At 57.1% G+C, this 12,524-nt stretch carries 12 protein-coding genes and 2 tRNA genes; 13 read left to right on the top strand and 1 reads right to left on the bottom strand.

Annotated elements, in window-relative coordinates; genetic code table 11:
* Entirely contained in the window at window positions 1–477 is a 477-nt protein-coding gene (gene greA, locus QRN10_RS17800) for a transcription elongation factor GreA (protein WP_253511916.1), read from the top strand.
* Between the two features lie 28 nt (window positions 478–505).
* Window positions 506–910, top strand: coding sequence for an MFS transporter (locus QRN10_RS17795; protein ID WP_181080022.1), 405 nt, complete (start codon window positions 506–508; stop codon window positions 908–910).
* A 9-nt stretch (window positions 911–919) separates the two neighbouring features.
* On the opposite strand, the gene QRN10_RS17790 is transcribed toward QRN10_RS17795, so the two are convergent.
* Window positions 920–1,228: a YhbY family RNA-binding protein gene (locus QRN10_RS17790; RefSeq protein ID WP_010206607.1), complete on the bottom strand. Its 309-nt coding sequence runs from the start codon at window positions 1,226–1,228 to the stop codon at window positions 920–922.
* A gap of 105 nt (window positions 1,229–1,333) precedes the next feature.
* Here QRN10_RS17790 and rlmE point away from each other — a divergent pair, with 105 nt between their 5' ends.
* From rlmE to infB, 11 genes are all read left to right on the top strand, one after another.
* Window positions 1,334–1,984: a 23S rRNA (uridine(2552)-2'-O)-methyltransferase RlmE gene (rlmE, locus tag QRN10_RS17785; protein ID WP_010206606.1), complete on the top strand. Its 651-nt coding sequence runs from the start codon at window positions 1,334–1,336 to the stop codon at window positions 1,982–1,984.
* 200 nt (window positions 1,985–2,184) lie between these two features.
* Entirely contained in the window at window positions 2,185–4,095 is a 1,911-nt protein-coding gene (gene ftsH / locus QRN10_RS17780) for an ATP-dependent zinc metalloprotease FtsH (protein ID WP_181080021.1), read from the top strand.
* A gap of 8 nt (window positions 4,096–4,103) precedes the next feature.
* Entirely contained in the window at window positions 4,104–4,955 is an 852-nt protein-coding gene (gene folP, locus QRN10_RS17775; RefSeq protein ID WP_181080020.1) for a dihydropteroate synthase, read from the top strand.
* 16 nt (window positions 4,956–4,971) lie between these two features.
* Complete coding sequence (glmM, locus tag QRN10_RS17770) at window positions 4,972–6,309, top strand: phosphoglucosamine mutase (protein ID WP_181080019.1); 1,338 nt, start codon at window positions 4,972–4,974, stop codon at window positions 6,307–6,309.
* A gap of 66 nt (window positions 6,310–6,375) precedes the next feature.
* A complete protein-coding gene (gene tpiA / locus QRN10_RS17765) occupies window positions 6,376–7,131 on the top strand; it encodes a triose-phosphate isomerase (RefSeq protein WP_181080018.1) in 756 nt (251 codons plus the stop codon).
* A 4-nt stretch (window positions 7,132–7,135) separates the two neighbouring features.
* Window positions 7,136–7,519 (top strand): preprotein translocase subunit SecG, encoded by a 384-nt coding sequence (secG, locus tag QRN10_RS17760; protein ID WP_253509405.1) that lies wholly within the window; start codon window positions 7,136–7,138, stop codon window positions 7,517–7,519.
* Between the two features lie 22 nt (window positions 7,520–7,541).
* Window positions 7,542–7,628 (top strand) — tRNA-Leu (locus QRN10_RS17755).
* Between the two features lie 96 nt (window positions 7,629–7,724).
* Window positions 7,725–7,801: transfer RNA gene (locus tag QRN10_RS17750), tRNA-Met, on the top strand.
* Between the two features lie 140 nt (window positions 7,802–7,941).
* Complete coding sequence (gene rimP, locus QRN10_RS17745) at window positions 7,942–8,400, top strand: ribosome maturation factor RimP (protein ID WP_181080016.1); 459 nt, start codon at window positions 7,942–7,944, stop codon at window positions 8,398–8,400.
* 47 nt (window positions 8,401–8,447) lie between these two features.
* On the top strand, window positions 8,448–9,929 hold the full coding sequence (nusA, locus tag QRN10_RS17740) for a transcription termination factor NusA (RefSeq protein WP_181080015.1): 1,482 nt from the start codon (window positions 8,448–8,450) through the stop codon (window positions 9,927–9,929).
* Between the two features lie 27 nt (window positions 9,930–9,956).
* Entirely contained in the window at window positions 9,957–12,473 is a 2,517-nt protein-coding gene (infB, locus tag QRN10_RS17735; protein ID WP_181080014.1) for a translation initiation factor IF-2, read from the top strand.
* The last annotated feature ends 51 nt before the right edge of the window (window positions 12,474–12,524 follow it).

The raw sequence follows: 12,524 nt of genomic DNA, 5'->3' as shown, positions 1-12,524 counted from the left end.
ATTACCAAATACCCAATGACCGTCCAGGGTGCCAAGGCCCTGGAAGAGGAGCACGCCCACCTGACCAAGGTCGTACGTCCAAAGCTGAGCCAGGACATCGGTACGGCCCGCGAGCTGGGTGACTTGAAGGAAAACGCCGAATACCATGCTGCTCGCGAGCAGCAAGGTATGGTCGAGGCGCGGATCCGCGATATCGAAGGCCGCATGCAGAATGCTGTGATCATCGATGTGACCACTATTGCGCACACCGGCAAGGTGATTTTCGGTACGACCGTTGAAATTGCCAACGTCGAGACTGATGAGAGCGTGACTTACCACATCGTGGGTGAGGATGAAGCTGACATCAAGCAAGGCAAGATCTCTGTCGGCTCGCCGATCGCACGCGCCTTGATCGCCAAGGAAGAAGGCGACGTGGTCGCCGTGAAAACACCAAGCGGTGTGATCGAGTACGAGATTGTTGAAGTTCGTCACGTCTGAAAGACGGCGCCCGCTCCAGGCGGGCGCAATGCTCTGGCAGCTCACCCAGATGCTCTGGGTGGGTGGCTTGTGGCTGTTGCACCTTGGCGTTTTGCCGGCGTTGGGCCTGATTGGGCTGGCGCCGTTGCTGATCGATGAGCTCGATGGATTACTGAGTGCGTTGCTGGTGGGTTTTGCGGCGGCGTGCGTGATACTTCAAGTGTTGGTGCTGGTAAGGACCGAGGGCTTGGAGAGTCTGTGGCGGGATATTCGTGGGCAATTACTGTTGATGGCGCTGTATGGCTGTTCGATGTATTTCGTCGTGCATGTCTGGCTGCCGCAAGCGTTGCGCTGGCAACTATTCAGCTATCTTGTGCTAGGGTTCTCAGGCCTCGTGCTGGTGATACAGCCGGCACCGGGTTGGAGTGGCAGGGCGCGCGAAGCACGCCCTTGACCCTTGCTATCATTTGAAGCGGTGAACATTCGACAGTTGCTTGTTGACGCTGAAGTTCTTGCGATACAGCAGCGCCATCTTGCCGATAACCTGAACCAGGTCCGCTTTGCCCACCTTGCACAGTTCTGCAATGGCGGCCAGGCGTGCTTCGCGGTCAAGGATATTAACCTTGATCTTAATCAGCTCGTGATCGTTGAGTGCGCGTTCGAATTCGGCTAACACACCCTCAGTCAAACCGTTGTCTGCCACAATCAGAACTGGTTTCAGATGGTGGCCAATGGATTTGTATTGTTTCTTCTGCTCTTGAGTGAGCGGCATAATCTGACCCCTGCGTCTGATCTTGTAAAAAGCGGCGGCCAGTTTACCCGAGCGAGTCCGGGACCGCCCAGTTAATCACGACCCGTTTTATTTTCGAGGTGCCCAGTGGCCCGTTCCAAAACCAGCCTTAAGTGGCTACAAGAGCATTTCAACGACCCTTACGTCAAAAAGGCGCAGAAGGACGGCTACCGCTCCCGGGCCAGCTACAAGCTGCTGGAGTTGCAGGACAAGGACAAACTATTCCGCCCCGGCATGAGTGTGATCGACCTCGGAGCGGCGCCTGGCGGCTGGTCACAGGTTGCCAGTCGTCTGATTGGTGGGCAGGGGCGGTTGATCGCTTCCGACATTCTGGAGATGGACAGCATTCCGGATGTAACCTTTGTACATGGGGATTTCACTCAGGATGCGGTACTGGCCGAGATTCTTGAAGCCGTGGGAAATTCGCAGGTAGACCTTGTGATTTCCGACATGGCCCCCAATATGAGTGGATTACCGGCTGTTGATATGCCGCGCGCCATGTTCCTGTGCGAATTGGCGCTGGATCTGGCGGGCCGGGTATTGCGTCCGGGGGGGGATTTCCTGGTCAAGGTCTTCCAGGGGGAAGGTTTCGACGAGTATCACAAGAACATCCGTAAGCTATTCGACAAGGTTCAGATGCGCAAACCGGACTCTTCCCGGGATCGGTCCCGCGAGCAATACCTGTTGGCGCGTGGGTTCCGTGGCATTGAAGGCGCTGCCAGCGATGAGCGTCTTTAAAGGTTTGAAGGGAGTCGATAGGTTTTTTTATATCGCTTTCGTCATGAAGCTTTACGAATATTGTGTAGTCAAAGTTTCACAAAGGGTTACAGACGGCGCCTGCCAGAGTTGTAGGTAATGTAGTAAGTTAGGCCGGTGAATATCATGCGAAGCGCGCGCCAGCAGCGGAGCTTGCTTCAGAGGGTAGTTAATTGAACGATATGGCAAAGAATCTGATCCTGTGGTTGATCATCGCGGCTGTCCTTGTGACGGTGATGAACAACTTCTCCAGCCCTAACGAGCCGCAGACCCTCAACTATTCCGACTTCATCCAGCAAGTCAAGGATGGCAAGGTCGAGCGCGTAGCGGTAGATGGCTATGTGATCACCGGCAAGCGTAACGATGGCGACAGCTTCAAGACCATTCGTCCGGCAATTCAGGATAACGGTCTGATCGGCGATCTGGTCGATAACCACGTGGTGGTTGAAGGCAAGCAGCCTGAACAGCAGAGCATCTGGACCCAGCTTCTGGTGGCCAGTTTCCCTATTCTTGTGATCATTGCAGTCTTCATGTTCTTCATGCGCCAGATGCAGGGCGGCGCGGGGGGCAAGGGCGGACCGATGAGTTTCGGTAAGAGCAAGGCACGCCTGCTGTCCGAGGATCAGGTGAAAACCACGCTGGCTGATGTTGCCGGCTGCGATGAGGCCAAAGAAGAAGTCGGTGAGCTGGTCGAATTCCTGCGCGATCCGGGCAAATTCCAGCGTCTTGGCGGTCGTATTCCGCGCGGCGTGCTGATGGTCGGCCCTCCGGGTACGGGTAAAACCTTGCTGGCCAAGGCAATTGCCGGTGAAGCCAAGGTGCCGTTTTTTACAATTTCCGGTTCTGACTTCGTCGAGATGTTCGTTGGTGTCGGTGCCAGCCGTGTTCGCGATATGTTCGAGCAGGCCAAGAAACATGCGCCGTGCATTATCTTCATCGATGAAATCGACGCTGTTGGTCGTCATCGTGGTGCTGGCATGGGCGGTGGTCATGATGAACGCGAACAGACGCTCAACCAGCTGCTGGTAGAGATGGACGGCTTCGAGATGAATGACGGCATCATCGTCATCGCCGCGACCAACCGTCCTGACGTGCTTGACCCGGCCTTGCTGCGTCCAGGCCGTTTTGACCGCCAGGTGGTGGTTGGCTTGCCTGATATTCGCGGGCGCGAACAGATTCTGAAAGTGCACATGCGTAAAGTGCCGATGGGTGACGATGTGGCTCCGGCCGTGATTGCCCGTGGTACTCCTGGTTTCTCCGGTGCTGACCTTGCCAACCTGGTGAACGAGGCATCGCTGTTTGCCGCGCGTACCGGCAAGCGCATTGTAGAAATGAAAGAGTTCGAGCTGGCTAAAGACAAGATCATGATGGGCGCCGAGCGCAAGTCCATGGTCATGTCCGAAAAAGAGAAGCAGAACACTGCCTATCACGAAGCCGGTCACGCGATCGTGGGGCGCGTCGTGCCTGAGCACGACCCGGTGTACAAGGTTTCGATCATTCCGCGAGGTCGCGCACTTGGCGTGACCATGTTCCTGCCAGAAGAGGATCGCTACAGCCTCTCCAAGCGTGCGCTGATCAGCCAGATCTGCTCGCTTTATGGTGGACGGATTGCCGAAGAGATGACCTTGGGCTTTGACGGTGTGACCACCGGCGCTTCCAACGACATTATGCGAGCCAGTCAGATAGCGCGAAACATGGTGACCAAGTGGGGCTTGTCTGAAAAACTCGGTCCTTTGATGTATGCCGAGGAAGATGGCGAGGTGTTCCTGGGTCGTGGTGGTGGCGGTCAAAGTGCCAGTTTTTCGGGTGAGACTGCCAAGCTGATCGATTCCGAGGTTCGCAGCATCATTGACCAGTGCTACGGTACGGCCAAGCAGATCCTGACCGATAACCGCGACAAGCTGGATGCCATGGCCGATGCGCTGATGAAATACGAAACCATTGATGCCGATCAGATCGACGACATCATGGCAGGTCGTCCGCCGCGCGAACCTCGCGACTGGGAAGGCGGTTCAGGCACCTCGGGCACTCCGCCCGTGGTTCAGAATGAACGCCCTGAAACCCCGATCGGCGGTCCTGCAGCCGAACACTAAGGTTTGAAATGACTTCTGTGTTGCCCTCCACCCGGTTGCCTTGCGGCAGCCGGGTTCTTGATTTGGCCCATACACACGTCATGGGTATCCTCAATGTAACCCCCGATTCCTTTTCTGATGGCGGCCGATTCAGTCAGCAGGACGCTGCGTTGCGTCATGCCGAGGCGATGGTGGCGGCTGGCGCGACGTTGATCGATGTCGGTGGTGAGTCGACTCGGCCTGGTGCCCGTGTGGTTTCTCCTCTTGAGGAGTTGGAGCGGGTCGCTCCGGTTGTCGAGCGTATTGCCCGGGAGTTGGACGTCATCATCTCCGTTGATACTTCGACCCCCGCAGTGATGCGCGAAACTGCTCGTTTGGGGGCTGGCTTGATCAATGATGTGCGGTCACTGCGGCGCGATGGCGCGTTGGACGCAGCTGCCGCTACCGGGTTGCCGGTGTGCCTCATGCACATGTTGGGCGAGCCCGGCACTATGCAGGACAACCCGCATTACGACGATTTGGTGGGAGAGGTAACAGGCTTTCTCGCTGAGCGGATTGCCCAATGTGCTGCCGTGGGTATTGCGCCGGAGCAGATCATCCTTGATCCGGGTTTTGGATTCGCCAAAACCCTGCAACATAATTTAAGCCTGTTCAAGCACCTGGAGTCCTTGCATGCCCTTGGTCGGCCCCTGTTGGTAGGGGTGTCGCGCAAGAGCATGATAGGGCTGGCGTTGAATCGTCCGGTGGGTGAGCGTCTGTATGGCGGACTTGCACTGGCGGCACTCGCCTTGACCAAAGGCGCGCGAATTCTGCGCGTGCACGATGTCGCCGAGACAGTGGACGTGGTGCGTATGATTGCCGCTGTAGAATCAGCCGAATAAGAATGATGGAGCACTTATGACTAAAAAATATTTTGGCACCGACGGAATCCGTGGTCGGGTCGGCGAGTTCCCGATTACCCCTGACTTTATGCTCAAGTTGGGATGGGCGGCGGGCATGGCGTTCCGCAGCATGGGCGCGTGTCGCATCCTGGTGGGCAAGGACACTCGAATTTCGGGGTATATGTTCGAGTCTGCGCTGGAGGCCGGGTTGTCTGCGGCTGGGGCCGATGTGATGCTGTTGGGGCCAATGCCCACGCCCGCCATCGCCTACCTGACGCGTACCTTCCATGCCGAGGCGGGCATTGTTATCAGTGCTTCGCACAACCCTCATGATGACAACGGTATCAAGTTTTTCTCGGGTCAAGGTACCAAGCTGCCCGATGAGATTGAGCTGATGATCGAGGAGTTGCTGGATGCGCCGATGACAGTGGTCGAATCCAGCAAGTTGGGCAAGGTCTCGCGTATTAATGACGCGTCCGGCCGTTACATTGAATTCTGCAAGAGCAGCGTGCCAAGCAGCACCAATTTCGCCGGGTTGAAGATCGTTGTCGATTGCGCCCACGGTGCAACCTACAAGGTGGCGCCGAGCGTGTTCAAGGAGTTGGGTGCACAGGTTACTGTGTTGTCGGCCCAGCCTAACGGCTTGAACATCAACGACAACTGCGGCTCTACCCATATGGAGCAGTTGCAGGCCGCAGTATTGGCCGAGCATGCAGACCTGGGTATCGCTTTCGATGGCGACGGCGACCGTGTTTTGATGGTGGATCACACAGGTACCATCGTGGATGGCGATGACTTGTTGTTCATTATTGCTCGCGACCTGCATGAGCGTAACAAGTTGCAAGGGGGTGTGGTCGGCACCTTGATGAGCAATCTCGGGCTCGAGCTCGCCCTGGCAGATCTGGGCATTCCCTTTATTCGCGCCAATGTCGGTGATCGTTATGTCATCGCAGAGCTGCTCGAGCGTAATTGGCAGATAGGTGGTGAGAACTCGGGCCATATCGTGTGCTTCCAGCACACCACGACCGGTGATGCGATTATCGCCGCGCTGCAGGTGCTGCTGGCCTTGCGTCGTCGCGAGGAAAGCCTGGCTCAGGCGCGGCAGGCGTTGCGTAAGTGTCCGCAAGTGCTGCTGAACGTGCGGTTCGGTGGAGGCGAAAACCCGATTGAGCACCCTGCGGTCAAGGACGCTTGTGAGCGCGTAACCCTGGCGATGGAAGGGCGTGGGCGGGTATTGCTGCGCAAGTCGGGCACGGAGCCTCTGGTGCGTGTCATGGTCGAGGGTGAAGATGAAACACAGGTTCGCGGCCACGCTGAAGACCTGGCAAAACTGGTAACTGAAGTTTGCGCCTGAATTCGGCTTGCCAGTGATGAAAGGGTTGGGTAACATCTGCGCCCACTTTGACCGACGAGGTACAGCATGCGTCGCACTATGGTAGCTGGTAACTGGAAGATGCACGGTACCCGCGCCAGTGTCGCTGAGCTGATCAATGGCCTTCGTCACTTGGCATTGCCTGGCGGTGTCGATGTTGCGGTTTTCCCGCCTTGCCTGCATATCGCCCAAGTGGTTGATGGCTTGAAGGGTAAGTCGATCCAGGTCGGCGCGCAGAATTCTGCGGTGGAAGCCATGCAAGGTGCGTTGACCGGCGAAATTGCGCCGAGTCAGCTGGTCGATGCGGGATGTTCCTTTGTGCTTGTCGGGCACTCCGAGCGCCGTCAGATGATGGGTGAGCGCGATGGGATGCTCAATCGCAAGTTCGCAGCGGCACAGGCATGCGGTCTGATCCCAGTGTTGTGCATAGGGGAAACCCTGGAGCAGCGCGAATCGGGCAAGACTCTTGAGGTTGTCTCGCGTCAGCTGGGCAGCATCATCGAAGAGTTGGGTGTTGGTGCGTTTGCAAAAGCGGTCATCGCATACGAGCCGGTCTGGGCCATTGGCACCGGGCTGACTGCTACACCGCAACAGGCGCAGGATGTGCACGCAGCCATCCGCGCGCAGTTGGCGGCAGAGAATTCTGAAGTCGCACAAGGTGTGCGTCTTCTATACGGCGGCAGCGTGAAGGCGGCCAATGCGGTCGAACTGTTCGGCATGCCGGATATCGATGGGGGGCTCATTGGTGGAGCTTCCCTGAATGCAGATGAGTTCGGTGCGATCTGTCGCGCCGCGGGAAACTGAAAAAATGCTGGAAACAGTCGTGGTCGTTTTTCATCTGTTGGCTGCACTGGGCGTAGTTGCCCTGGTTTTGCTGCAACAGGGTAAAGGTGCGGATGCTGGTGCGTCTTTCGGTGCAGGTGCTTCAAATACTGTATTCGGAAGCCAAGGTTCCTCTACCTTTCTTAGTAAGTTTACTGCTATACTTGCCGCCGGTTTCTTCATAACCAGCTTGGGGTTAGGTTACTTTGCTAAAGAGAAAGCTCATGTGCTGACTCAAGTAGGTTTGCCAGATCCAGCAGTGTTGGAAGTACCAAAAGCAAAACCGGCTTCTGATGATGTTCCGGTGCTTCAAGAGCAAAAGTCGGCTACTCCAGCGACTGACGTACCTCCAGCTCAAGAGCAGAAGTAAGAAGAGTTGTAAACGTTGTATTGCCGAGGTGGTGGAATTGGGTAGACACGCAACCTTGAGGTGGTTGTGCCCATAGGGTGTAGGGGTTCGAGTCCCCTTCTCGGTACCAATTATCAGGAGAGCCCGCTGTTGCGGGCTTTCTTGTAGGTGGAAGGTTACATTGACCCTGCAAGGGATCGGTCGTATACTTCCGCCCCAGCTTTGTCGCGGGGTGGAGCAGTCTGGTAGCTCGTCGGGCTCATAACCCGAAGGTCGTCGGTTCAAATCCGGCCCCCGCAACCAGTTTTAGCGGAGCCCCTTTTAAGGGGCTTTTTGTTAGCTGGACACTTTCAACGCCGCTGTTCGACGGCGTTTCAAGGATGGGCGTTTCGCCCATTTTTTTATTTTGCACAGCATGCACATACATGCACGAGGGGGTTCAGGTGTCGAGCAAGCTAGAAGAGTTGCAGGCCTTGCTGGCCCCGGTGGTCGTGGCCCTAGGCTATGAATGCTGGGGTATTGAGTTTTCGGCTCAAGGTCGCCACTCAATGTTGCGCGTTTATATCGATAAAGAGGGCGGTGTGCTGGTGGACGATTGTGCCATTGTCAGCCGTCAGATCAGTGGTGTGTTGGATGTTGAAGATCCGATCTCCGTTGAATACACCCTCGAAGTTTCCTCGCCAGGCATGGAACGCCCACTGTTCACTCTTGAGCAGTTTGCTAAATATGCCGGTGAACAAGTGAAGATCAAGCTGCGATCTCCCTTTGAAGGGCGACGCAACTTTCAGGGCCTTCTGCGCGGTGTAGAAGAACAGGATGTCGTGGTGCAGGTAGAAGACCATGAATTCCTGTTGCCGATCGATATGGTCGACAAGGCCAACATTATTCCCAGTTTTGACTGAGACGCGGATCCCGCGGATCCAATGGCTTGCGAAAGGCGAGGCGTACGATGAGCAAAGAAGTACTGCTGGTTGTTGAGTCGGTATCCAATGAAAAGGGCGTACCGGCAAGCGTGATTTTTGAAGCGTTGGAGCTGGCCCTGGCCACTGCTACCAAAAAACGTTTTGAGGACGAAGTTGATCTGCGTGTGGAAATCAATCGCCACACCGGTGCCTATGAGACTTTCCGTCGCTGGACAGTCGTCGAAGAGGCCGATCTTGACGATCCGGCTATCGAAACCTGGCCGAGCAAGGTTGCTGAAACGCATCCTGGTGCCAAGGTTGGCGATGTGGTCGAAGAAAAAATCGAATCGATCGAATTCGGCCGTATTGCTGCACAGACCGCCAAGCAGGTCATCGTGCAGAAGGTCCGCGAAGCTGAGCGCGCTCAAGTCGTCGACGCCTATCGCGAACGCCTGGGTGAAATCATCTCCGGCACCGTTAAGAAAGTCACCCGCGACAATGTGATCGTCGATCTGGGCAATAACGCCGAAGCGTTGCTGGCTCGTGAAGACATCATCTCTCGCGAAACCTTCCGTGTGGGCGTGCGCTTGCGTGCGCTGCTCAAGGAAATCCGCACCGAGAACCGCGGCCCTCAGTTGATCCTGTCGCGTACCGCTCCGGAAATGCTGATTGAGCTGTTCCGTATCGAAGTGCCGGAAATTGCCGAAGGCCTGATCGAAGTCATGGCGGCGTCCCGCGACCCGGGTTCGCGCGCCAAGATTGCGGTCCGCTCCAAAGACAAACGCATCGACCCGCAAGGTGCCTGCATTGGTATGCGCGGTTCGCGCGTCCAGGCGGTGTCTGGCGAATTGGGCGGTGAGCGCGTGGACATTGTCCTGTGGGACGATAACCCGGCGCAGTTCGTGATCAACGCCATGTCGCCGGCTGAAGTGGCGGCAATTATCGTTGACGAAGATGCCCATGCGATGGACATCGCCGTTGGCGCAGACAATCTGGCTCAGGCCATTGGTCGTGGTGGTCAGAACGTGCGTCTGGCCAGCCAACTGACCGGTTGGACCCTGAACGTGATGACCGAATCGGACATCCAGGCTAAGCAGCAAGCTGAAACCGGTGACATCCTGCGCAACTTCATCGAAGAGTTGGAAGTCGATGAAGAGCTGGCACAGGTGCTGGTAGATGAAGGCTTCACCAGCCTGGAAGAGATTGCCTACGTACCGTTGGAAGAAATGCTCAACATCGACGGCTTTGACGAAGATATCGTCAACGAGCTTCGCGCTCGGGCCAAGGATCGCTTGTTGACTAAAGCCATCGCTACTGAGGAAAAGCTGGCAGACGCCCATCCGGCCGAAGACCTGCTCTCGCTTGAGGGTATGGACAAGGATTTGGCGATGGAACTGGCGGTGCGCGGCGTAATTACCCGCGAAGACCTGGCCGAGCAGTCTATTGACGATCTGCTCGACATCGACGGCATTGACGAAGATCGTGCCGGCAAGTTGATCATGGCCGCCCGAGCCCATTGGTTCGAGTAACTAGGCGCGGCCTGAGGAGAGAAGTGCATGACGCAAGTCACGGTGAAACAACTGGCCGATGAGGTCAAAACACCGGTAGAGCGCCTGTTGCAGCAGATGCGTGAGGCAGGTCTGCCGCACACCGCCGCCGATGAAGGTGTGAGCGATAGTGAGAAGCAGTCTTTGCTGACTCACTTGAAGAGCAGCCACAAGGCGAAAGTGGAAGAACCGCGCAAGATTACATTGCAGCGCAAAACCACCAGCACCCTGCGTGTTGCGGGTAGCAAGAGCATCAGCGTTGAAGTACGCAAGAAGAAAGTCTTCGTACAGCGCAGCCCGGAAGAAATCGAAGCCGAGCGTAAACGCGAACTGGAAGAACGTCGCGCAGTAGAAAATGCTGCTCGTCAGAAGGCTGAAGAAGAAGCCAAGCGTCGCGCCGAAGAAGAAGCGCGTCGCCAGCCTGCTGCTGCGCAACCTGCTAACACTGAAGCGGTTGCCGCTCCTGTTGAAGCTGTGCGTGAGGCCGCTCCGGTGGCTGCAGCACCTGCTCCGGCAGCAGATGCCCGCAAGCGCGACGAGCCTCGTCGTCCGGACAAACCACGTGCCGACGATAACAATCGTCGCGGTGGTGGCGGTGATGGCGAGCGCAAAAACGCTCCGCATCGTGCTTCGGTCAAAGAGAAAGCGCCTGCTCCACGCGTTGCCCCACGTACAACCGACGAAGAAAGCGATGGCTTCCGTCGCGGTGGTCGCGGCAAGGCCAAGCTGAAGAAACGCAACGCCCACGGTTTCCAGAGCCCAACCGGCCCTGTCGTGCGTGAAGTGAAGATCGGCGAGACCATCACTGTGGGCGATCTGGCCCAGCAGATGTCGGTCAAGGCTGCTGAAATCATCAAGTTCATGTTCAAGCTGGGCACTCCGGCTACCATCAACCAGGTACTGGACCAGGAAACTGCTCAACTGGTTGCTGAAGAGCTGGGCCACAAAGTGACCCTGGTCAGCGACACCGCCCTGGAAGATTCCCTGGCCGAGTCCCTGAAGTTTGAAGGTGAAGCGGTTTCCCGTGCACCGGTTGTGACCGTAATGGGCCACGTTGACCACGGTAAAACCTCCCTGCTCGACTACATCCGTCGTGCCAAGGTGGCTGCTGGCGAAGCCGGTGGTATTACCCAGCACATCGGCGCTTACCACGTTGAAACCGACCGTGGCATGGTGACGTTCCTCGACACCCCTGGTCACGCCGCGTTTACCGCGATGCGTGCCCGTGGTGCCAAGGCGACCGACATCGTGATCCTGGTGGTTGCAGCGGACGACGGCGTAATGCCACAAACCATCGAAGCCGTTCAGCATGCCAAGGCAGCTGGCGTTCCGCTGGTAGTCGCCGTGAACAAAATCGACAAGCCGGGCGCCGATCTCGACCGCATCCGTAGCGAACTGTCGGTTCACGGCGTGACGTCGGAAGAGTGGGGTGGCGACACTCCATTCGTACCGGTGTCCGCAAAAATGGGTACTGGCGTTGACGAACTGCTTGAAGCCGTTCTGCTGCAAGCCGAAGTCCTGGAACTGACCGCTACCCCATCGGCTCCTGGCCGTGGTGTTGTGGTTGAATCCCGCCTCGACAAAGGCCGTGGCCCGGTTGCGACCGTGCTGGTTCAAGACGGTACCCTGCGCCAAGGCGACATGGTACTGGTCGGTTCGAACTACGGCCGTGTACGTGCCATGCTCGACGAGAACGGTAAGCCAATCAAGGAAGCCGGTCCGGCCATCCCCGTCGAGATTCTCGGCCTGGACGGTACCCCGGACGCTGGCGACGAGATGAGCGTGGTTGCCGACGAGAAGAAAGCCCGTGAAGTGGCTCTGTTCCGTCAAGGCAAGTTCCGTGAGGTCAAGTTGGCCCGTGCTCACGCCGGCAAGCTTGAAAACATCTTCGAGAACATGGGCCAGGAAGAGAAGAAGACGCTTAACATCGTCCTCAAATCTGACGTACGTGGTTCCCTCGAAGCGTTGAACGGCGCCTTGAACGGCCTGGGTAACGACGAAGTGCAAGTGCGTGTTGTCGGTGGCGGTGTCGGTGGTATCACCGAATCCGACGCCAACCTGGCACTGGCTTCCAACGCTGTACTGTTTGGCTTCAACGTGCGTGCCGATGCCGGCGCTCGCAAGATTGTCGAGCAGGAAGGCCTGGACATGCGTTACTACAACGTCATCTACGACATCATCGAAGACGTCAAGAAAGCCCTTACCGGCATGCTTGGCAGTGACGTTCGGGAGAATATCCTGGGTATCGCCGAGGTGCGTGACGTGTTCCGCTCGCCGAAATTCGGTGCGGTTGCCGGCTGCATGGTTGTCGAAGGCACTGTGTACCGTAACCGTCCTATCCGTGTACTGCGTGAAGACATCGTTATCTTCGAAGGCGAGCTGGAATCCCTGCGCCGCTTCAAGGATGACGCGTCTGAAGTACGTGCCGGCATGGAGTGCGGTATCGCGGTCAAGAGCTACAACGACGTCAAGGTTGGCGACAAGATCGAAGTCTTCGAGAAGGTTCAGGTTGCTCGCAGCCTCTGACTCGCGCACTTCCGGAGCCACGCGGCGCGCGGGCATGCAAATGCCCCGCGC

It is taken from the genome of Pseudomonas sp. lyk4-R2A-8 (assembly GCF_030209095.1).
GTDB lineage: Bacteria > Pseudomonadota > Gammaproteobacteria > Pseudomonadales > Pseudomonadaceae > Aquipseudomonas > Aquipseudomonas quebecensis.
The sequence above is the reverse complement of the archived record's forward strand: the minus strand, read 5'-3'. Positions and strand labels throughout refer to the sequence as shown.

What these genes read in the sequence shown, in the direction of transcription:
- QRN10_RS17795 (WP_181080022.1), top strand. Translation starts at nt 506, where the DNA reads ATGCTCTGGCAGCTCACCCAGATGCTCTGGGTGGGTGGCTTGTGGCTG.
- QRN10_RS17790 (WP_010206607.1), bottom strand. Translation starts at nt 1,228, where the DNA reads ATGCCGCTCACTCAAGAGCAGAAGAAACAATACAAATCCATTGGCCAC.
- ftsH (WP_181080021.1), top strand. Translation starts at nt 2,185, where the DNA reads ATGGCAAAGAATCTGATCCTGTGGTTGATCATCGCGGCTGTCCTTGTG.
- folP (WP_181080020.1), top strand. Translation starts at nt 4,104, where the DNA reads ATGACTTCTGTGTTGCCCTCCACCCGGTTGCCTTGCGGCAGCCGGGTT.
- glmM (WP_181080019.1), top strand. Translation starts at nt 4,972, where the DNA reads ATGACTAAAAAATATTTTGGCACCGACGGAATCCGTGGTCGGGTCGGC.
- tpiA (WP_181080018.1), top strand. Translation starts at nt 6,376, where the DNA reads ATGCGTCGCACTATGGTAGCTGGTAACTGGAAGATGCACGGTACCCGC.
- secG (WP_253509405.1), top strand. Translation starts at nt 7,136, where the DNA reads ATGCTGGAAACAGTCGTGGTCGTTTTTCATCTGTTGGCTGCACTGGGC.
- nusA (WP_181080015.1), top strand. Translation starts at nt 8,448, where the DNA reads ATGAGCAAAGAAGTACTGCTGGTTGTTGAGTCGGTATCCAATGAAAAG.
- infB (WP_181080014.1), top strand. Translation starts at nt 9,957, where the DNA reads ATGACGCAAGTCACGGTGAAACAACTGGCCGATGAGGTCAAAACACCG.